This is a genomic window from Arthrobacter sp. KBS0702, from assembly GCF_005937985.2.
Taxonomy (GTDB): domain Bacteria; phylum Actinomycetota; class Actinomycetes; order Actinomycetales; family Micrococcaceae; genus Arthrobacter.
Genome location: NZ_CP042172.1, coordinates 3,607,160 through 3,625,734, shown reverse-complemented (window position 1 = coordinate 3,625,734; position 18,575 = coordinate 3,607,160). Strand labels below are relative to the sequence as shown.

At 69.6% G+C, this 18,575-nt stretch carries 16 protein-coding genes; 13 read left to right on the top strand and 3 right to left on the bottom strand.

Features of this window, described 5'->3' with window-relative positions; all coding sequences use genetic code 11:
* Window positions 1-8: 8 nt before the first annotated feature.
* Window positions 9-1,103, bottom strand: coding sequence for an ABC transporter permease (locus tag FFF93_RS16765; RefSeq protein ID WP_138767923.1), 1,095 nt, complete (start codon window positions 1,101-1,103; stop codon window positions 9-11).
* A gap of 222 nt (window positions 1,104-1,325) precedes the next feature.
* On the opposite strand from FFF93_RS16765, the gene FFF93_RS16760 reads away from it, so the two are divergent.
* Genes FFF93_RS16760 through FFF93_RS16740 form a run of 5 tightly spaced genes read left to right on the top strand, consistent with a single transcriptional unit; the run spans window position 1,326 to window position 8,271 of the window.
* Window positions 1,326-2,639 carry a sensor histidine kinase gene (locus FFF93_RS16760; protein ID WP_138767924.1) on the top strand — a complete coding sequence of 438 codons (1,314 nt, stop codon included), beginning with the start codon at window positions 1,326-1,328 and terminating at the stop codon, window positions 2,637-2,639.
* Window positions 2,636-3,292 carry a response regulator transcription factor gene (locus tag FFF93_RS16755; RefSeq protein ID WP_138767925.1) on the top strand — a complete coding sequence of 219 codons (657 nt, stop codon included), beginning with the start codon at window positions 2,636-2,638 and terminating at the stop codon, window positions 3,290-3,292. The genes FFF93_RS16760 and FFF93_RS16755 overlap by 4 nt, the downstream gene beginning before the upstream one ends.
* A 51-nt stretch (window positions 3,293-3,343) precedes the next feature.
* Complete coding sequence (locus tag FFF93_RS16750) at window positions 3,344-5,320, top strand: penicillin-binding transpeptidase domain-containing protein (RefSeq protein ID WP_138767926.1); 1,977 nt, start codon at window positions 3,344-3,346, stop codon at window positions 5,318-5,320.
* 50 nt (window positions 5,321-5,370) lie between these two features.
* The gene (locus tag FFF93_RS16745) at window positions 5,371-7,053 is read left to right on the top strand and encodes an ABC-F family ATP-binding cassette domain-containing protein (protein ID WP_138767927.1); all 1,683 of its coding nucleotides are present in this window, start codon (window positions 5,371-5,373) and stop codon (window positions 7,051-7,053) included.
* 30 nt (window positions 7,054-7,083) lie between these two features.
* Window positions 7,084-8,271, top strand: coding sequence for an MFS transporter (locus FFF93_RS16740; protein ID WP_138767928.1), 1,188 nt, complete (start codon window positions 7,084-7,086; stop codon window positions 8,269-8,271).
* On the opposite strand, the gene FFF93_RS16735 is transcribed toward FFF93_RS16740, so the two are convergent.
* Window positions 8,204-8,920, bottom strand: coding sequence for a phosphatase PAP2 family protein (locus FFF93_RS16735; RefSeq protein ID WP_138767929.1), 717 nt, complete (start codon window positions 8,918-8,920; stop codon window positions 8,204-8,206). The two genes, FFF93_RS16740 and FFF93_RS16735, sit on opposite strands and share 68 nt — an antisense overlap.
* A gap of 38 nt (window positions 8,921-8,958) precedes the next feature.
* Here FFF93_RS16735 and FFF93_RS16730 point away from each other — a divergent pair, with 38 nt between their 5' ends.
* The 6 genes from FFF93_RS16730 (at window position 8,959) to FFF93_RS16705 (ending at window position 16,639) form a co-directional block, all read left to right on the top strand.
* A complete protein-coding gene (locus tag FFF93_RS16730; protein ID WP_138767930.1) occupies window positions 8,959-10,461 on the top strand; it encodes a bifunctional phosphatase PAP2/diacylglycerol kinase family protein in 1,503 nt (500 codons plus the stop codon).
* A 126-nt stretch (window positions 10,462-10,587) separates the two neighbouring features.
* Window positions 10,588-11,532 (top strand): ABC transporter ATP-binding protein, encoded by a 945-nt coding sequence (locus FFF93_RS16725; RefSeq protein WP_138767931.1) that lies wholly within the window; start codon window positions 10,588-10,590, stop codon window positions 11,530-11,532.
* Window positions 11,533-11,535: 3 nt separating this feature from the next.
* Entirely contained in the window at window positions 11,536-12,441 is a 906-nt protein-coding gene (locus FFF93_RS16720; RefSeq protein WP_138767932.1) for an ABC transporter permease, read from the top strand.
* 298 nt (window positions 12,442-12,739) lie between these two features.
* Window positions 12,740-14,170 carry an amino acid permease gene (locus FFF93_RS16715; protein ID WP_261375210.1) on the top strand — a complete coding sequence of 477 codons (1,431 nt, stop codon included), beginning with the start codon at window positions 12,740-12,742 and terminating at the stop codon, window positions 14,168-14,170.
* Window positions 14,171-14,349: 179 nt separating this feature from the next.
* A complete protein-coding gene (locus tag FFF93_RS16710) occupies window positions 14,350-15,273 on the top strand; it encodes a 3,4-dioxygenase subunit beta (RefSeq protein ID WP_138767933.1) in 924 nt (307 codons plus the stop codon).
* A 22-nt stretch (window positions 15,274-15,295) separates the two neighbouring features.
* Complete coding sequence (locus tag FFF93_RS16705; RefSeq protein ID WP_138767934.1) at window positions 15,296-16,639, top strand: M18 family aminopeptidase; 1,344 nt, start codon at window positions 15,296-15,298, stop codon at window positions 16,637-16,639.
* Here the strand turns inward: FFF93_RS16705 and FFF93_RS16700 are convergent.
* On the bottom strand, window positions 16,636-17,325 hold the full coding sequence (locus tag FFF93_RS16700; protein ID WP_261375209.1) for a DUF1345 domain-containing protein: 690 nt from the start codon (window positions 17,323-17,325) through the stop codon (window positions 16,636-16,638). The two genes, FFF93_RS16705 and FFF93_RS16700, sit on opposite strands and share 4 nt — an antisense overlap.
* Before the next feature lie 249 nt (window positions 17,326-17,574).
* Here FFF93_RS16700 and rpsF point away from each other — a divergent pair, with 249 nt between their 5' ends.
* Together rpsF and FFF93_RS16690 are read left to right on the top strand one after the other, a co-directional pair.
* Window positions 17,575-17,880 (top strand): 30S ribosomal protein S6, encoded by a 306-nt coding sequence (gene rpsF, locus FFF93_RS16695; RefSeq protein ID WP_056428835.1) that lies wholly within the window; start codon window positions 17,575-17,577, stop codon window positions 17,878-17,880.
* 53 nt (window positions 17,881-17,933) lie between these two features.
* Window positions 17,934-18,506, top strand: coding sequence for a single-stranded DNA-binding protein (locus tag FFF93_RS16690; protein WP_138767935.1), 573 nt, complete (start codon window positions 17,934-17,936; stop codon window positions 18,504-18,506).
* The last annotated feature ends 69 nt before the right edge of the window (window positions 18,507-18,575 follow it).

The window sequence follows — 18,575 nt, the reverse complement described above, 5'->3', positions numbered from 1 at the left end:
GGCGGGTGTTAGTTGCCGCCGAGTGCCAGGAGCGGGTCGATCCGGGCGATGCCGCGCACTGCCAGCGCCGCGCCGGCCAGTCCCAGGACCACAATCCCGGCGACGGGCAGCAGGGTGGTCTGCACGGTGGTGAGGAACGGCGCCGCCTGTGCGGCCAGCAGGCCGCCGACCACGCCGGCCGCACCTCCGGCGGCGGCCCCGGCGACAAGGACGACCGCCGCCTGCACCATGGCGTCCTTGAGCACGTACGCCGAGGAACCGCCGAGGGCCTTGACGACGGCAATGTCCCTGGTGCGCTGTACCGTCCACACGGTCAGAAACGCCACGATCACCAGCGCCGAGATGCCGTAGAGGAAGGCTTGCATGAGCATCAAGGACCCGTTCTCGCTGCGGTAGGAGCCGAGCGCCTGGAAGGAACCCTCCCGGCTGGCACTGACCGTTCCGGCAGCCTGGTCCGCCGCCGGGACGTCCGCGCCGCCGTCGGTGAAGCTCGCCGCGATCACGGTGGCGACGGCGTCCCCTCCGGCCAGATGGGCCAGCTTCCGCCAATCGGCCAAGGTGGTCCAGACGACGCCGGTGTGCGAATACCACTGCTCCTGGACCACGGCCGAAACCGCGAGTTCGGTGCCGCCCACCGACACCCGGCTGCCGACTGCGAGGTCGAGTTCCCTGGCGAGTCCGGACCCCACCACCACCGTGCCCTCGGCGACCGGGGCCGGGGCGAGGCGGCCGCCGGAGTCGACGCCGAAGACTGCCACGTTGGCGGTGCCGGCCGGGTCTCCGCCCGCGCCGAGGGCCTGCAGGCGGGTTTGGCTGATGCCGAGCGCTTCGGCCCTGCTGACGCCGTCGCGGGCGGCCCAGGCGGCCAGCTGGGTGCCGGTGACCTCGGATTCGGTGAAGGAGGCCTTCGGGCTGGTGCCGGCCGGTGCACCGAAAACGATGTGATCTGCCGGCAGGTCGGCAATGGCAGAGGTTGACTGGTTGCCGAGTCCTGCGGTGAGTCCGGAGAGCATCACGAGCAGCAGGGTAATCAGGGCAACGACCCCGCCCATCAGGGCGAAGCGGCCCTTGGCGAAGCGGATGTCGCGGATGGCGAGAAACATTGGTGTCCTTTGCGGTGGTTAATGGCGTCCTTCCACTCTGGCGCCGCGGGAGCGGCCTGACATCGGGCGTCCGGATGGTCCGGGGCGGACACCTGGTTGATCCGCCGGTCAACCAAAAGGTTGATTGTGGCCGCCCGCCGCCTGTTGTCCGGCTTTGTTGTCCGGCTTTGTTGTCCGGCTTTGTTGTCCGGCCTGCGGCCGGCTCCGGGCTAGGCTGAAAGCATGGAGGACCAAAGCGGCGCTGCGGAGCACGACTTCACCGGAGCAGCCGTGATCCTCCGCGTCCTGCGGGTCAGCCTGCACGTGGGTTTCGCCGTGCTGCTGCTGGTGGCGCTGGTGCGGCTGCTGGCCGCCGGGGTCCACGGAGCGGCGTGGCTCCAGGTCGGTCTGGTGCTCTGCCTTGCCGGCGTCTACCTTGCGGGCACGGTACTGGAGAAACGCCACTCCGTCCGGCCCGGCCGGTTCGACCCACGACCGCTGTCCGCCTGGTGGCTGGCCGCGGTGTGCCTGCTTTGGCTGCTGTTGGTCTGGGGCAGCGCGGACTTCGTCTGGCTGGCCTTCCCGCTGTTCTTCCTGCAGCTGCACGTGCTTCCGCGGGGTCCGGCGCTGGCCGCCATCGCGGCCAGCACCATGATGGTCGTCGCGGCCCTGTGGTTCCACAACGGCGGGCCGGCCGGGAGCCAGCTGCAGCTGCCAATCGTGCTCGGGCCGGCCTTTGGCGCGGCCTTCGCCGTGGTCACCGGGCTGGCCTACCGGGCGCTCTACCTGGAGGCGGAGAATCAGCGGCTGGCAGCCGAGGAACTCCGCGCCACCCGCGCCGAACTGGCCCGCAGCCAGCACGACGCCGGGACGCTGGCGGAGCGGACCCGGCTGGCCTGCGAAATCCACGACACCCTGGCCCAGGGCTTCTCCAGCATCGTGCTGATGGGACGCTCGGCCGAACAGGCGCTGGACGCCGGGGACACGGGACTGGCCCGAAACCGGCTCCGGACCGTCCAGGACACCGCCGCCGCCAACCTGGCCGAGGCGCGCAACTTCGTCCGCGGCCTGCAGTCCCCCGACCTCGAGCAAAGTTCACTGGTGGACAGCCTGCGCCGGCTGTGCGCGCAGACCGAAACGGAGGCGGCCGCCCGCGGCGCGGCCCTGAGCTGCCGGCTTGAGGTGGAGGGCACCCCCGCGGACCTCCCCAACCCGTACCGGACCACCCTGCTGAGGGCTGCCCAGTCCAGCCTCGCCAACGTGTGGACCCACGCGAACGCCGGAACCGCCGTCGTGACCCTGTCCTTCCTGGGCTCCGAGGTGGCCATGGACATCTTCGACGACGGCGCCGGCTTCGACCCCGCCGCGGTGCCGAACCGCGCCGACGGATCCGGCTTCGGCCTGGCGTCGCTGCGGGACCGGGTGGCGGCGCTGGCCGGGACCCTGGACCTTGAGTCCGCCCCCGGCGAAGGGACCGTCGTCGCCATCCGGCTGCCGCTCGAGGGGCGGACACCACCGGGCACGCCGGCCGGTGCGCCCGGGAAGGCGGGACGGTGAACCAGATCCGGGTCCTGCTGGTCGACGATCATCCCGTGGTCCGGGCCGGCCTGCGGGCCATGCTGGCCGGCTTCGAGGGCATCGCCGTCGCCGCGGAGGCCGCCGACGGCGCCGCCGCCCTCGCCGCGCTGGCGCGGCTGAACACCCTGGGCGAGCCGGTCGACGTCGTGCTCATGGACCTGCAGATGGGCGCGGGCATGGACGGGGTCACGGCAACGGGCAGGATTAAGGCTGGCGAGGCCGGGACGCCGGCACCGCCCGTACTGATACTCACGACCTTCGACTCCGACGCGGACATCCTCGCCGCGGTGGAGGCCGGCGCGAGCGGCTACATGCTCAAGGATGCGCCGCCGGAGCAGATCCGCCAGGCGGTGCTGGCTGCCGCCGCGGGCCAGACCGCGTTGGCCCCGGAGGTCGCCGCACGGCTGCTGGGCCGGATCCGGAACCCCGAGCCGGCCCTTTCCGCCCGGGAAATCCAGCTGCTCGAGCTGCTTGCCACCGGCCTGGGGAACCGGGCCATCGCCCGGCAGCTGTTCATTTCGGAGGCGACGGTGAAGACGCACCTGGTACATATCTACGGGAAACTCGGCGTGGACAACCGCACGGCCGCCATCGCCGTGGCGACGCAGCGGCGGATCATCCGCCGGGGCTAGGGCCGACCCGGTGACACGGCAATGTCCCTGGCACAGGGCATAATGGCGCGAATGGGGAAAATTCAAAAGCTTTCACTGGGCCTGGTGGGCCTCCTTCTCGGCGCCTCGCTGGTGGCCTGCGACGACGGCCGGGCCGGCGCGCAGGAGGCCGCGAAGCAGCTCGCGTCCGCGGTGGCCGCGCTCGACGTCGGCGCCGTGCCCTTTGAAGGCAAGGACTCCGTGGCGGCGAACGAGAAGCTCCACGAGGTCTTCAAGGGGCTGGACCCGGTCAAGCCTGCGGTCCAGAGCGGCGAACTCAAGCTGGACGCCGCCACCGCGACCGTGCCCCTGGAGTACAGCTGGAAGATCGGCGCCGCCGAATGGAAGTACTCCGTCTCCGCCCAGCTGAAGAAGTCGGGCGACAAATGGCTCACCGTGTGGAGCCCGGGGCTGCTGGTGCCCGGACTGGCCGACACTGAGATCCTTGGCACCTCGACCGAGGCGCCGCAACGGGCCGAGATCCTGGGTGCCGCCGACGCAAAGCTGGTCACCTACCGGCCCGTGGTCCACGTCGGCATCGACAAGCCCCGGCTGGGTTCGGCGGACCCCGCCGCCTCCGCGGCCAAGCTCGCCCAGCTGGTGGGCGCCGATCCCGCCGCCTACACCCAGCAGGTCCAGGCAGCCGGCGCCGAGGCGTTTGTCACCGCCATCACCCTCCGCCAGGATGGCCGGACCATCACCGACGAGCAGATCGCCGCAGTGCCGGGCGCCCGCGCCATCGCCGATTCACTCCCCCTCGCGCCCTCCCGCACCTTTGCCCGCGCGCTGCTGGGCAGCGTGGCCGAGGCCAGCGCCGAACAGATCGAGAAATCCGGCGGTGCGCTCAAAGCCGGGGACAGCACGGGCACCGGCGGCCTGCAGCAGCAATACGATGCCCAGTTGCGCGGCACGGACGGCGTCCAGGTCTTTGCCCAGACCGCGGGGCTCACCGCTGAGCAGCGCCAGGCCCAGCTCAACGGCGGCCGCCGTGTCCTCTTCCAGGAACCGATGAAACCCGGAACCCCGCTGAAGACGACCCTTGACCCGAAGCTGCAGCAGCTGGCCGAGGACACCCTGGCCAAGGTGGGCCCGGCGTCGGCCATCGTGGCGCTGCGGCCCTCCAGCGGAGCGGTGCTGGCCGCCGCTTCGGGGCCGGGCAGCAACGGCTATGACACGGCCATGCTCGGCCAGTACGCGCCAGGGTCCATCTTCAAGATCGTGGATTCGCTGGCTATGTTCCGCAACGGCATGACCCCGGACGCCACGGTGGACTGCCCGGCCACCCTCACGGTGGACGGCCGGACGTTCAAGAATGCCGAGGGCTACCCAGCATCCTCGCTGGGCTCGGTCACCCTGCGGGACGCCTTCGCGCACTCCTGCAACACCGCCTTCATCAACGCGCGGGAAAAGGTCAGCCAGGCCCAGCTGGAATCGGCGGCCACGTCCCTGGGCGTCGCCGTGGAGGCGCCCACGCTGGGCGCCGCGGCCTTCCTGGGCTCGGTCCCGGGCGAGGCCACCGGCACCGAGCACGCTGCCTCGATGATCGGCCAGGGCAAGGTGCTGATGTCCCCGCTCGCCGCGGCCATCATGGCCGGCTCGGTGGCCAAGGGGGCCCCCGTCGCCCCCGTGCTGGTCCTGAACCCGAACGCCGCCGCGGCCGGAAGCCCCGCGCCGTCGGCCGGGGCCACCGCCGGGCCCTCGACGTCGGCCCCCGCCCCCGCAAAGTCCGCCGGCACCCCGGTGACGGCCGCCGAAGCCGCCTCCCTGGCGGACATGATGCGCGCCGTGGTGACCTCCGGCCACGCGGGCTTCCTGGCCTCCGTGCCCGGCGCACCCGTGGGCGCCAAGACCGGCACCGCGGAATTCGGCAAGGAGAACCCGCCCAAGACCCATGCGTGGATCGTGGCCGTCCACGGGGACCTCGCAGTGGCCGTGTTCGTCGAGGACGGCGGCCTCGGCGCCACCACGTCCGGGCCGCTGCTCAAGGAGTTCCTCACCGCCGCGGGCTGAGGCAGGCGTTCCGCCGCCTTCGGCCGCACCGGCCGTGGGAGGATTGCAGTGTGGCTCATATTGACGTATCCGGCATCGACTACTTCCTCTCCGACGGCACCCAGCTGCTCAACGGGGTGACGTTCAAGGTCCCGGACGGCACGAAGACGGCGCTGATCGGGCCCAACGGAACCGGCAAGACGACGTTGTTCCGGATCATCTCCGGGGACCTCGTCCCGGACGAAGGCGTGATCGGCCGGTCCGGGAACATGGGCATCATGCGCCAGTTCGTCGGCCAGGTGCGGGACGAATCGAGCGTCCGCGACCTGCTGGTCTCCGCCGCGCCGCCCGCGCTGGCGGCCGCCGCGCACGCCGTCGATAAGGCGGAACTGGCGATGATGGAGCACGACGACGAGCCCACCCAGATGGCCTACGCGCAGGCCATCGTGGACTGGGGCGACGCCGGCGGCTACGACGTCGAAACCGTCTGGGACGAGGTCTGCATGGCCGCCCTCGGCCTGCCCTTCGACCGCGCACAGCACCGCCCGGCGTCGAGCCTCTCCGGCGGCGAGCAGAAGCGGCTGGTGCTCGAGGCGCTGTTCGCCGGACCGGACGAGCTGCTGCTCCTGGACGAGCCGGACAACTACCTTGACGTCCCGGGCAAGCGTTGGCTCGAGGCGAAGCTCAACGAGTCGAAAAAGACCGTGTTTTTCATCAGCCACGACCGCGAACTGCTGAACAACGCCGCGGGCCGCATCGTGACCCTGGAACCAGGCATCAACGGTGCCGGCGCCTGGGTCCACGGCGGCGGCTTCGGCTCCTACGTGGACGCCCGCGCGGACCGCAACGCCCGCTTCGAGGAGCTCCGCAAGCGCTGGGACGAGGAGCACGTGAAGCTCAAGGAACTCGTCAATATGTACAAGAACAAGGCCGCGTTCCGCTCCGACATGGCCAACCGCTACCACGCGGCGCAGACCCGGCTGGCGAAATTCCTCGAAGCCGGCCCGCCCGAGGCACTGCCGATCGAGCAGAACGTGAAGATGCGGCTCAAGGGCGGCCGCACCGCCAAGCGCGCCATCGTGGCGGAGAGGCTGGAGCTCACCGGACTGATGAAGCCGTTCTCCACCGAGGTGTGGTTCGGCGACCGGGTCGGCGTGCTTGGCTCCAACGGTTCGGGAAAAAGCCACTTCCTGCGGCTGCTGGCCACCGGCGGCACCGATCCGGAACGCGAGCACCTGCCGGTCTCCGACGTCGAAATCGCCGAAGTCCCGCACGAGGGGACGGTAAAACTCGGGGCCCGGATCCGGCCCGGATTCTTCGCGCAGACCCACGTCCGGCCCGACCTGCTGGGCAAGACGCTGCTGGAGATCCTGCACCGCGGCGACGAACACCGCTCCGGGCTGGCCCGCGAGGCGGCCGCCGGCGCGCTGGACGGCTACGGCCTGGCGGGGCAGTCGGAGCAGAAGTACGAGTCCCTCTCCGGCGGGCAGCAGGCGAGGTTCCAGATCCTGCTGCTGCAGCTCTCCGGGGCCACCCTGCTGCTGCTCGACGAGCCCACGGACAACCTGGACCTGCACTCGGCCGAGGCCCTGGAACGGGCCATCGACCACTTCGAGGGAACGGTCCTGGCCGTCACCCACGACCGCTGGTTCGCCCGGACCTTCGACCGCTTCCTGGTCTTCGGCTCGGACGGCAGGGTCTACGAATCGGCCGAACCGGTCTGGGACGAAAAACGCGTCGAGCGTGCCCGCTGAGTGCCCACAACCCGGGGGAGCAGTGAACCCATGACCAGAACCGCCAGCGCACCGGAACTGAAAGCCGCCGCCGGCGCGACCTTCCTCGTTTTTGGCATCAACGGACTCGTCTTCGCCAGCTGGGCCGCCCGGATCCCCGCGGTGACCGAGATCCTGCACATCACCTCGGGACAGATGGGAACCCTGCTGCTGTGCGTCGCCGTGGGCTCGCTGATCGCGCTGCCCACCGCCGGGTTCGTGGTGGGGCGGCTCGGAACCGCCAACACCGTGCGCGCCGCCGGCCTGCTGGCCGCCGTCGCAGGTGCCGGCGTGGCACTGTCCCTCGCCGCCGCAGCCGTTCCCGGAACGGCCGTCTCGCTCTTCTTCCTCGGCATCGGCATCGGCCTCTGGGACGTCTCCCAGAACATTGAAGGGGCCGACGTCGAACACCGCCTGGGGCGCACCATCATGCCGCAGTTCCACGCTGCCTTCAGCGGCGGCGCCTTCGTGGGGGCGCTGGTTGGCGCGGGACTGTCCGGCCTCGGCGTCGGGCTCCCGGCGCACCTGCTGGCGATTGCCGCCGTCGTCGCGGTCCTGACCACGCTGGCCCCGCGGTACTTCCTGCCGCATGCCCCGGAGCCGCGCCCGGCCGCCGGGGAAGCCGGGAAGCCACGGGCCGCTTCGGCCTGGCGGGACGGCCGCACCCTGCTGATCGGCGTCGTCGTCCTGGGCGCCACGTTGACCGAGGGTGCCGGCAACGACTGGATCGCCAAGGCCGCCGTGGACGGCCTGGGCGCCCAACAGTCCACCGGGGCCCTGCTCTTCGCGGCTTTTGTGCTGGCGATGACCGCCATGCGCTTTTTCGGCGGCCGCGCGATCGACGTGTACGGAAGGGTGGCGGTGCTGCGGGCCAGCATGGCCGCCGCAGCGGCCGGACTGGGCTTCTTCGTTTTTGCCGGGAATATCTGGCTCGCCACCGCCGGCGCCGCGTTGTGGGGCGTTGGCGCCGCCCTCGCGTTCCCGATGGGCATGTCCGCCGCGGCCGATGACCCGAGGTACGCCGCGGCGCGCGTCTCGGTGGTTTCCACCATCGGGTACATCGCGTTCCTTGCGGGGCCGCCGCTGCTGGGCTACCTCGGCGACCTCACCGGGATCCGGCTGGCGCTGCTCGCTATCGGGGTGCCGATTCTGGGGGCGCTGCTGCTCGCCGGCGCCGCGAAGCCCTTGCGCGCCAGCTGAGCAGCCGCCTGGCGTCGGCGTTCTCCCTGATGCAGCTCTGTTGCCAGCCGAGCCAGAGCAGCAGCACCACCGGCGCGGCGAGGCACAGCGCACCGACGGTGTCCGTCAGCCAATGCGCCGACAGGTACGTCCTGCTGATCATCATGGCCACGGTGCCGGCCCCGGCGACCAGCCAGACCCAGGCCTTCGCCATCAGGAGCGCCAGCACCAGGACGAAGGCCGTGGTCGAGGCGACGTGCCCGGACGGGAAGGACCCCGTATCGGTCAGGACCACCGTGTTGTGCGGGCGTTCGCGCAGCAGGGCGGCCTTGAGGAGTTGGGTCAGAATGAGTACGGCCACCCCCGCCGCCGCGCTGAAGACGGCAGCCCGCGGCCGCCGTCGGACCAGGAGCGCCACAACCAGCAGCCCGTGGAGCAACAGCACGCCGCGGTAGCCGGCGATGTTCAGGAAGGCGTTGGTTCCGTCCCAGAAGGGGCTGCGCAGCCCGGTGACAAACCCGGCCCAGGCGTGGTCGAGGCCCAGAAACGGCGGGCTGGCCACGTCGGCGAGCAGCAGGCCGCCCAGCACCGCCGCGACGGCCAGCATTGCGGTGCAGGCCGCGAGGAGGCGGCCCGGGGACACATGCCGGGGATCCAACACTCGGGTCATCGCCTCATCCTAGCGGGGCTCGGCAGTAGGCTGGGGAAATGCGAAGCATGCTGAGAAAAGCGCCTGGCCGGCTCGAGAAGCTCGACCGGAAACTGGTCCGGGCCGTCTCCCGGTTACCCGGCGGAGGCCACGACGACTTCTTCCGGCGGCTCTCGGCGGCCGCGAACAACGGCAAGCTCTGGTTCGGAATAGCCGCGGTGATGGCGCTCTTTCCCGGCAGGACCCGGCGGGCGGCACTGCACGGAGTGCTGGCGCAGGGCGTGGCCTCCGCGGTGACGAACCTGGTCTTCAAGACGCTGCTGCCGCGGGCCCGACCGCTGCCCGAGCATCTCCCGGTCTTCCGCTTCGTCCACCCGCAGCCCACCAGTTCCTCCATGCCGTCGGGGCATTCTGCCTCCGCCGCTGCCTTCGCCCTCGGCGTGGGGCTGGTCCGGCCGGCACTGGGCGCCGCGGTGGCGCCCGTCGCCGCCGGCGTTGCCTACTCCCGGGTCCACACCGGGGCTCACTGGCCCTCCGATGTCTTCTTCGGCACCGCGATCGGGGCGGGGGCGGCGCTCGTGACGCGTACCTGGTGGCCGGTCCGGCCCCCGTTCCCCGCGGTCCAGCGCACCCCCGTTCCGGCGCCGGCGCTCCCCGACGGGGAGGGGCTCGGAATCGCGGTCAACACGCTGGGCGGCTCCTACGCCGAGGAAACGGCCGACGCCCTGCAAGAAGTATTCCCTAAGGCGTATATAAAGGAGATCGGGCCGGACGAGGATGTCGCCGCGGCAATCGAGGCCGTGGCGACCCGGCCCGGCGTCGTCGCGCTCGGCGTCTGGGGCGGTGACGGGACGGTGGGCACCGCCGCCGCGTCTGCCGTCGAGCACTCGGTGCCGCTCCTGGTGCTGCCCGGCGGCACGCTGAACCACTTTGCCCGCGACGCCGGCACCCCCACCCTGCAGATCGCCGTCGACGCCGCAAGCAACGGGGAGGCTGCGCGGGCCGATATCGGCCACGTCGCGGTGGAGCGGGGTTTGCCGGACAGCCCGGAGAAGCTTGAGATCACCATGCTGAACACGGCCAGCATCGGCCTGTACCCCAACCTCGTGCGGCGCCGGGAACAGCTCCAGCCGGCCCTGGGCAAGCCGCTGGCCGGGGTCGTCGCCATGTTGCGGACCTTCGCCGCGGGCACCCCGAGCACGCTGGTGGTGGACGGCGTGCGGCACAAGCTCTGGATCCTCTACGTCGGCCGCGGCCGCTATTATCCCCGCGACCATGCGCCGCTGGTCCGACCGGTGCTCGACGACGGCGTGCTGGATCTGCGCATGATCACCGCGGACGAGTCGTTTGCGCGCCTGCGCCTGCTGTGGGCCGTGCTGACCGGCACCGTGGCCACTTCGCGGATCACCCACCTGCGCGAAGCCAGCCGGATCCGGGTGGAACCGGGCGACTCGACCATGGTGCTGGCGGTGGACGGCGAAGTCATGCCCGCTGTCCGGGCCGTGGAGTTCTCGGTCAAGCACGGCGGCATGGTCTATTACACGCCGCAGCAGAACGACTGACGGCCGGCCATTGCTTGGGAACCACCCTGATTCGCCCCTGAAACAACCCTGAGAACGGCGAATTTGCGACATTGCCTCGGTAGCGTGGGGCGTACACAACCACACGCTACGCAAAGGAACGCTTCCATGATCGAAGCACGAGGCCTGACGAAGGTGTACGGCGAGAAGACTGCCGTCGCCGGAGTCAATTTTAACGTCGAGGCCGGCCGGGTCACCGGCTTCCTGGGCCCCAACGGCGCCGGCAAGTCCACCACCATGCGCATGATCATGGGACTGGACCGGCCGACGTCGGGATCGGTCACCGTCAATGGTGTGCCCTTCAACCGGCACCACGCCCCGTTGCGCGACGTCGGCGCCCTGCTGGACGCCAAGGCGGTCCACACCAGCCGCTCGGCCTACAACCACCTGCTCGCCATGGCCGCCACCCACGGCATCCCGAAGAAGCGCGTGCACGACGTCATCGAAATGACCGGGCTGGCCGAGGTGGCCAGGAAGAAGGTGGGCGGATTCTCCCTTGGCATGGGCCAGCGCCTTGGTATCGCCGCGGCGCTGCTGGGCGACCCCCAGACCGTCATCCTGGACGAGCCCGTCAACGGCCTCGACCCGGAAGGCGTGGTCTGGGTCCGCAACCTCGTTAAGTACCTCGCCTCCGAGGGCCGCACCGTGTTCCTCTCCAGCCACCTGATGAGCGAAATGGCCGTCACGGCGGACCACCTGATCGTGATCGGACGCGGCCGGATCATCGCCGACGCCCCGATCCAGGAGATCGTCAACGGCAAGGGGCAAGGCCGCACCCGGGTCCGCACCGACCAGCCGGACCATCTGGTGCGCCTGCTGGCCGGCACCGGTGTCTCGGTGCAGGTGCAGGACAACGAACTCCTGGAGGTCACGGGGCTGGAGCCGAAGCACATCGCCCGCACCGCCCTCGACAACCACGTCATGATCTACGAACTCACCCCGCTCCAGGCCAGCCTCGAGGAGGCCTACATGGAGCTGACGAAGGATGAGGTCGAATACCACTCGCTGATCACCACGGGCGCCAACGCCCCCGCCCAGGCCGGAGACCACTAAGCCATGAGCTCGACCACACTCGAACCCACCCCGTCCCGCCGCGGGGCTCACTCCGGCGCCTCAAACAACCAGGCAACCGACCGGGCCGGCAGCGGCCTCAGCACCGGCCCCGGACCGAGTTTCCCGCGGGTGCTCAACTCCGAATTCATCAAGTTCCGCACCCTGCTGTCCACGCTGATCCTGCTCGGCGCTACCATCGTGGTCATTGTGGGGGTCGGCGCCCTTGCTGCCTGGGGAATCGGCCAGGCGCTGCAGTCCTCCGGCGCCAACCCGCAGCGTGCCGCGGCGCTAGCCGCCCAGGGCGACATTGCCGCCTCCGCGCCCAGCGCGGGCATCTCCTTCGCGCAGTTGATCCTCGGTTCGCTGGCCGTGCTGATCATCAGCTCGGAGTTCACCACGGGAATGGCCCGGTCCACGTTCACGGCCGTGCCGAAGAGGATCCCGGCTTACCTTGCCAAGGTCCTCATCGTTATCGTTGCGGCCTTCCTGGTCACGGCACTCTCGCTCTGGCTCGCCGGGCTCGTGGCGGTCCCGATCTTCGACCAGTACGGGCACACCCTGGACGTCTCCAGCGGCCACTACTACCGCACCCTGCTGATCAACAGCGGCTACGTGGCCGCCGTGGCCGCGATCGGCATGGCCCTGGGCGCCCTGCTGCGCAACTCCGCCGGCGGCATCATGAGCCTCGTCGGGATCTTCTTTGTGCTGCCGATCGCGCTGCAGATCATCCAGGGCGACTTCGTCAAGGAACTCCGCAAGTTCATCCCGTCCAACACGCTGGCCCCGATGACTGCCGCCGAGCACCTCCCCGACACCCTGGAGGCCTGGCAGGCCGCCCTGGTCCTGGGCGCGTGGGTGGTCGTCCCGGTGCTGCTGGCCGGGATCCTGCTCAAGAAGCGGGACGTCTAGTCCGAAGTCACGGGGGCGCGCCGGCCGGCTGGCGCGCCCCCGGCCCCTACCCCAAAGGTCCCGAAACAGTGGTTTCCGGCACATTGCGGAATTGCCGGTGAGGCATCAGGCCTTGCCTGGGAGGCCCTCCCACTGGAGATCCGCCCCAAAACACGCGGCGTAATCTGTGGGATTGCACAGAACATCGCGTTTCCTTTGCCGTCTAGGGTGAAACGACACTGTGGTCCACTGCACATCCGTCCCGGGCATCGCCTGGCGCGGGTCACGGACCGACACCACCCACGAAGGACGGCGCTTAATGCAGGCTGACCAGCAACTCTCCAAATCCCTGAAACCACGGCATCTGTCCATGATCGCCATCGCCGGCGTCATCGGTGCCGGGCTCTTCGTCGGCTCCGGCGCAGCGATCCAGCAGGCCGGCCCCGGCATCCTGGTCGCCTACCTTGCCGCCGGCCTCGTCGTCATCCTCGTCATGCGCATGCTTGGCGAAATGGCGGCAGCCAATCCCGAAACCGGTTCCTTCTCGACCTACGCCGACAAGGCCCTTGGCCGCTGGGCCGGTTTCAGCATCGGCTGGCTCTATGCCTGGTTCTGGATCATCGTGCTCGGCATTGAGGCCACGGCGGGAGCGGCCATCATGCACCGCTGGGTGCCCGGCATCGACCAGTGGGTGTGGGCGCTGGTCCTCATGGTGCTGCTGACCCTGACCAACCTCGGCTCAGTGAAATCCTACGGCGAGTTCGAGTTCTGGTTCGCCTCCATCAAGGTCGCCGCGATCGTGCTGTTCCTGCTCTTCGGCGCCGCCGCGATCCTCGGCCTGGTACCCGGCGTCCAGGCCCCCGGCCTGGACAACCTGACCGGCAAGGGCGGTTTTATGCCCAACGGCCCCGGCGCCGTCCTCGCCGGCATCCTGGTGGTCGTGTTCTCCTTCTTCGGCGCCGAGATCGCCACCATCGCCGCCGGCGAATCGGAAAACCCTGTCGACGCCGTCAAGAAAGCCGTCAAGTCCACCGTCTGGCGCATCCTGGTGTTCTACATCGGCTCCATCGCGATCGTCGTGACCCTGCTGCCATGGAATTCCGCGTCCGTGGCGAAGAGCCCGTACGTCGCCGTGATCGAGCTGTTCGGCATCCCCGGGGCCGGAACCATCATGGACATCGTTGTGCTGACCTCCGTGCTGTCCTGCCTCAACTCGGGCCTGTACACCGCCAGCCGCATGCTCTTCTCGCTCTCCCGCCGCGGCGATGCACCCCGCTCGTGGATGCGGATCTCCAGGCGCGGCGTCCCCGCCGCCGCCGTGCTGGCATCAACCGTGGTGGGATTCATCACCGTGGGCCTGAACTACATCGCCCCGGACACCGTCTTCCTGTTCCTGGTCAACACCTCAGGCGCCATTGCCCTGTTCGTCTGGCTGGTCATTTCCGTTTCCCAGCTGATCCTGCGCCGCCGGATGGGCACCGCAGCCCGGGAACTGCAACTGAAGATGTGGCTATTCCCGTACCTGACCTGGGTCGCGATTGTCAGCATCGTCGCGCTGCTGGTGGGCATGGTGGTACTCGATTCCACCCGCGAATCGCTACTGCTCTCACTGGCACTGGCCGCCGTCGTGGTCGGAATCGGGCTCTGGCGCTACCGCAAGCACAGCACCTCCGCTCCCGCCCAGCCGGGGCCGAACTCCGCCGCCGATGCCCCCAGCGAGGAAGCCACCGCCGGCGTCGGCCCGGCCTAAGGTCCGCCGGACATGCCGCGCCACCGGACATGCCCTGCGCCGGGGGCCGCGGATGGACATATTGCCTTTATGCCCATCGGCGGCAGCCACGGGAGGGCATGTCCGGTGATCGGCGGGGCCACAGGGCGGCCACAGCAGCGCCCTAGCCCTGGCACAGCGCCGCGCGGCTGCATGGGGGCATGGACACCTCGACCCCGCCCCCGCTCGAACCGCACCCCAACCACGACCGCGGCCTGGAATTCGACCTCGGAACGCTGATGAGCCGCCGCTCGCTGGGCATATTCCTTGGCGCGGGCACCGCGGCGGCCCTCGCCGCCTGCACCCCTGGCGGCTCCCGGGCCGGTGCCGCCTCCTCCACGGGCGCGGCGCCCTCGGCGGCCTCAACGGCGGCGGCCGCCACGGCGCCGGGTTCGACGGCGGCGGCTGCCGGCACGGCCTCCGCCTCACCCACCCTGACCCGCGCCATCGCCGAATGCGGCGTCGAGATCCCGAGGGAAACGGCCGGACCGTTCCCCGGCGACGGATCCAACGGGCCGAACGCCCTGGCGGCATCCGGGGTGGTCCGGAAGGACATCACCGCCAGCTTCGGCACCTCGTCCACCAAGGCCGACGGCGTGACCCTGACCGTCACCCTTACCCTGCTCGACAACGCCAAGGGCTGCGCACCGCTGGCCGGCGCCGCCGTCTACGCCTGGCATTGCGACAAGGACGGAAAATACTCGATGTACGACGCCGGACTGAAGAACGAGAACTACCTCCGCGGCGTCCAGGAGGCCGATGCCAACGGGCAGGTCACCTTCACCACCATCTTCCCTGGCGCCTACAGCGGACGCTGGCCGCACATCCATTTCGAAGTCTTCGAGTCCATGAGCAACGCCACCTCGGCCGGACAGATCCTCACCGTCTCGCAAATCGCGCTGACCGACGCCGCCTGCAGGGACGTCTACGCCTCGGCCGGCTACGAATCGAGTGCCCGAAACTTCCCGCGGACCACGCTGAAGTCGGACAACGTCTTTGGCAACGACGGGGGGATCTACCAGCTGGCCACCATGGCCGGTTCGGTGACCGGCGGGTACACGGCCGGACTCAACGTCACGGTCTAGCGCCGGCGCTAGACTCGGAGCCATGCCTTCCTCCGCCACAGCCGCAGACCATATCCAGGACCTCGGCGCGTACGTCAGCGCGTCGCCGTCGAGCTTCCATGCCGTCCACGAGGCCGCCCGCCGGCTGGACGACGCGGGATTCACCGGCCTCGACGAGCTGCAGGCCTGGGACGGCGCGGCCGCCGCGGGTTCCGCCGGCAGGTTCTACGTGGTCCGCGACGGCGCCCTCATCGCCTGGGTGACGCCGACGGGTGCCGGACCCGCCACCGGCTTCAACATCCTCGGCGCGCACACCGATTCGCCGTCGTTCAAGCTCAAGCCCAAGGCCACCACCGGCAAGTTCGGCTGGCTGCAGGCCGGCGTCGAGGTCTACGGCGGGCCGCTGCTCAACTCCTGGCTTGACCGCGAACTGCAGCTCGCCGGGCGGCTGGTGATGCGTGACGGCACCGAGCACCTCACCGCCACCGGGCCGCTGTTGCGCTTCCCCCAGCTGGCCATCCACCTGGACCGCGCCGTGAACGACGGCCTGGCCCTGGACAAGCAACAGCACATGAACCCGGTCTTCGGCCTCGGCGACCCCGCCGGCGCGGACCTCCTTGGCCTCCTCGCGGACCGGGTGCCCGGTGCCACCGTGGATCCGGGGCAGATCGGCGGCTACGACGTCGTTATTGCGGATACCCAGGCGCCGGCCGTGTTCGGTGCCCGCGGCGAGTTCTTCGCTTCAGGGCGGCTGGACAACCTCTCCGCCACGCATGCCGGTCTCGCCGCACTCATCGCGCACGCGTCCGGACCGGTCCCGGCGGACGGGCCGATCGCCGTGCTGGCCGCCTTCGACCACGAGGAAATCGGCTCCGCCTCGCGCTCGGGGGCCTGCGGCCCGGTCCTGGAGGACATCCTGGTCCGGATCTCCGACGGGCTCGGGGCGACGGCGAGCCAGCGGCGGCAGGCGTTCGCGGCGTCGTTCTGCGTGTCCGCCGACGCCGGGCACGCCGTGCACCCCAACTACCCGGAGCGCCACGACCCGGCCAACCGGCCCGTCCTGAACGGCGGCCCGCTGCTGAAGATCAACGCCAACCAGCGCTACGCCACCGACGCCGCCGGCGCGGCACTCTGGGCCGGGCTCTGCGCCGACGCCGGGATCCCCTACCAGGAGTTCGTCTCCAACAACGTGATGCCCTGCGGGTCGACGATCGGTCCCCTGACCGCCACCCGGCTAGGGATCCGGACGGTCGACGTCGGCGTTCCGCTGTTGTCGATGCACTCGGCCCGCGAGCTCTGCGGCGTCGAGGACCCGCACCGGCTGGCGCTGGTCACCGAACTGTTCTTCCGCACCGCCTCCCACCCGGTACCCCGGGCCGTCTCCTAGGAGCCGGCGAGGCCGATCACGAGGTTGATGGTCGCGGCCAGGATAACCGTGCCAAACAGGTAGGACAGCAGGCTGTGCTTGAGGGCCTCGGCGCGGATCGCATGGTTTTTCAGGGCCGTGTCCGACACCTGGTAAGTCATCCCCAGGCTCGTGGCGAGGTAGGCGAAGTCGGTGTACTGGGGCGGTTCGTCCTGGTTGAAATCGATGCCGCCCACCGCGGACCCTGCCTGCGGTGCGGTGCTGTAGTACAGCCCGGCGTACCGGACGGTAAAAAGCGTCTGCACCAGCATCCAGGCCAGTGCGACGGACGCGAGTGCCAGCAGGCCCCCGCCGAGCCGCGATCCGCCGTCGTTGCTGCTGTGCGAATCGAGCACGACGGCGGCCACCGCCGCGAGGCTGGCGACGTTGGCGGCCAGGATCATCAGGTCCGTGACGCGGCGGGACGGATCCTCCGAGGTGGCGTGCGCCCGGGTGTCGGCGGCGTCCAGCGGCCCGATCACGATCCACACCCACACCACATAGGTCAGCGCGGCGCTGCTCCAGCCCACCGCCGGGGCCTCCACCCAGCGCCCGGCGAGCCCTGAAGCGCCGGCGGCCAGCAGACCGGCAAGCACCATGACGGCGAAGCGCAGCCGGCTGCGGTGGATCGTCGTTGCCGTGGAACGGGAGGGCGAACCAGTACTCATGCCCCGATCATGGCACACGCACCCGGGAGGTTATCCACATGCCTGCGGGGGGCGCTTCCGCCGCCGCCGCCGGTGACCTACGGTGGCGGTGGAGAAAATCGCTGAAACCGGCCGGGATGCACTAAGCTGTTGAAGTCTGTGCTGCGCCCTGCCTCCGTTCCGGGGGCGATGCCCGGCACAAACACCGCAAATGAACCTCCTGTTACGGAAATGCCGTAACCGCTTAGCCCAAAGGAGGTGGGTTCACATATGCGTCCTTACGAATTGATGGTAATCATCGACCCCGAGGTCGAAGAGCGTACCGTTGAGCCAACGCTTCAGAAGTTCCTGAACGTCATCACGACCGATGGTGGAACCATCGAAAAGGTTGACATCTGGGGCCGTCGTCGCCTGGCTTACGAAATCCAGAAGAAGTCCGAAGGTATCTACGCCGTGGTGAACTTCACCGCTGAGCCGGCTACCGCCAAGGAACTTGACCGCCAGCTGAGTCTCAACGAGACCATCATGCGCACCAAGATCACCCGCCCCGAAGAGCAGAAGGTTGTTGCTGAGTAATCAGCTCCATCCCTCAATCTTTAACCCCGCAGGAACGAACAAGGAGGCAGTAGATGGCAGGCGAAACCACTATTACGGTCATCGGTAATCTCACCAATGATCCCGAACTGAGGTTCACACCGTCAGGTTCGGCAGTAGCTAACTTCACCATCGCGTCTACTCCCCGCACCTTCGACCGCCAGTCCAATGAGTGGAAGGACGGGGAAACCCTGTTCCTCCGCGCCTCGGTATGGCGCGAAGCAGCCGAAAATGTCGCGGAGTCCCTCACCAAGGGCATGCGCGTGATCGTTTCCGGCCGCCTGAAGAGCCGTTCCTACGAAACCAAGGAAGGCGAGAAGCGCACCGTTATCGAGCTTGAGGTCGACGAGATCGGCCCCAGCCTGCGCTACGCCAACGCCAAGGTCAACCGCACCCAGCGCTCCGGCGGACAGGGTGGCCAGGGTGGCTTCGGCGGCGGCAACAGCGGCGGTTTCGGTGGCAACTCTGGTGGAAGCCAGGGCGGCAACTCCGGCGGAAGCTGGGGCGGCAACCAGCCCGCGCAGCAGGATGATCCCTGGGCCACGCCCGGGTTCAGCAATGCAGGCGGCGGCTGGGGCAACGGCCCGGATTCCGAACCTCCCTTCTAAACAACATCTAAGGTCCGACGTCGGGACCCGCGAGGCAGCCGCACGGCAGCCACGCGACGACCGCCGCGG

Bases quoted from the DNA above. Each gene is read 5' to 3' on its own strand.
- FFF93_RS16760 (WP_138767924.1), top strand. From the start codon at position 1,326: ATGGAGGACCAAAGCGGCGCTGCGGAGCACGACTTCACCGGAGCAGCC.
- FFF93_RS16765 (WP_138767923.1), bottom strand. From the start codon at position 1,103: ATGTTTCTCGCCATCCGCGACATCCGCTTCGCCAAGGGCCGCTTCGCC.
- FFF93_RS16725 (WP_138767931.1), top strand. From the start codon at position 10,588: ATGATCGAAGCACGAGGCCTGACGAAGGTGTACGGCGAGAAGACTGCC.
- FFF93_RS16750 (WP_138767926.1), top strand. From the start codon at position 3,344: ATGGGGAAAATTCAAAAGCTTTCACTGGGCCTGGTGGGCCTCCTTCTC.
- FFF93_RS16705 (WP_138767934.1), top strand. From the start codon at position 15,296: ATGCCTTCCTCCGCCACAGCCGCAGACCATATCCAGGACCTCGGCGCG.
- FFF93_RS16690 (WP_138767935.1), top strand. From the start codon at position 17,934: ATGGCAGGCGAAACCACTATTACGGTCATCGGTAATCTCACCAATGAT.
- rpsF (WP_056428835.1), top strand. From the start codon at position 17,575: ATGCGTCCTTACGAATTGATGGTAATCATCGACCCCGAGGTCGAAGAG.
- FFF93_RS16730 (WP_138767930.1), top strand. From the start codon at position 8,959: ATGCGAAGCATGCTGAGAAAAGCGCCTGGCCGGCTCGAGAAGCTCGAC.
- FFF93_RS16740 (WP_138767928.1), top strand. From the start codon at position 7,084: ATGACCAGAACCGCCAGCGCACCGGAACTGAAAGCCGCCGCCGGCGCG.
- FFF93_RS16710 (WP_138767933.1), top strand. From the start codon at position 14,350: ATGGACACCTCGACCCCGCCCCCGCTCGAACCGCACCCCAACCACGAC.
- FFF93_RS16720 (WP_138767932.1), top strand. From the start codon at position 11,536: ATGAGCTCGACCACACTCGAACCCACCCCGTCCCGCCGCGGGGCTCAC.
- FFF93_RS16735 (WP_138767929.1), bottom strand. From the start codon at position 8,920: ATGACCCGAGTGTTGGATCCCCGGCATGTGTCCCCGGGCCGCCTCCTC.
- FFF93_RS16715 (WP_261375210.1), top strand. From the start codon at position 12,740: ATGCAGGCTGACCAGCAACTCTCCAAATCCCTGAAACCACGGCATCTG.
- FFF93_RS16700 (WP_261375209.1), bottom strand. From the start codon at position 17,325: ATGAGTACTGGTTCGCCCTCCCGTTCCACGGCAACGACGATCCACCGC.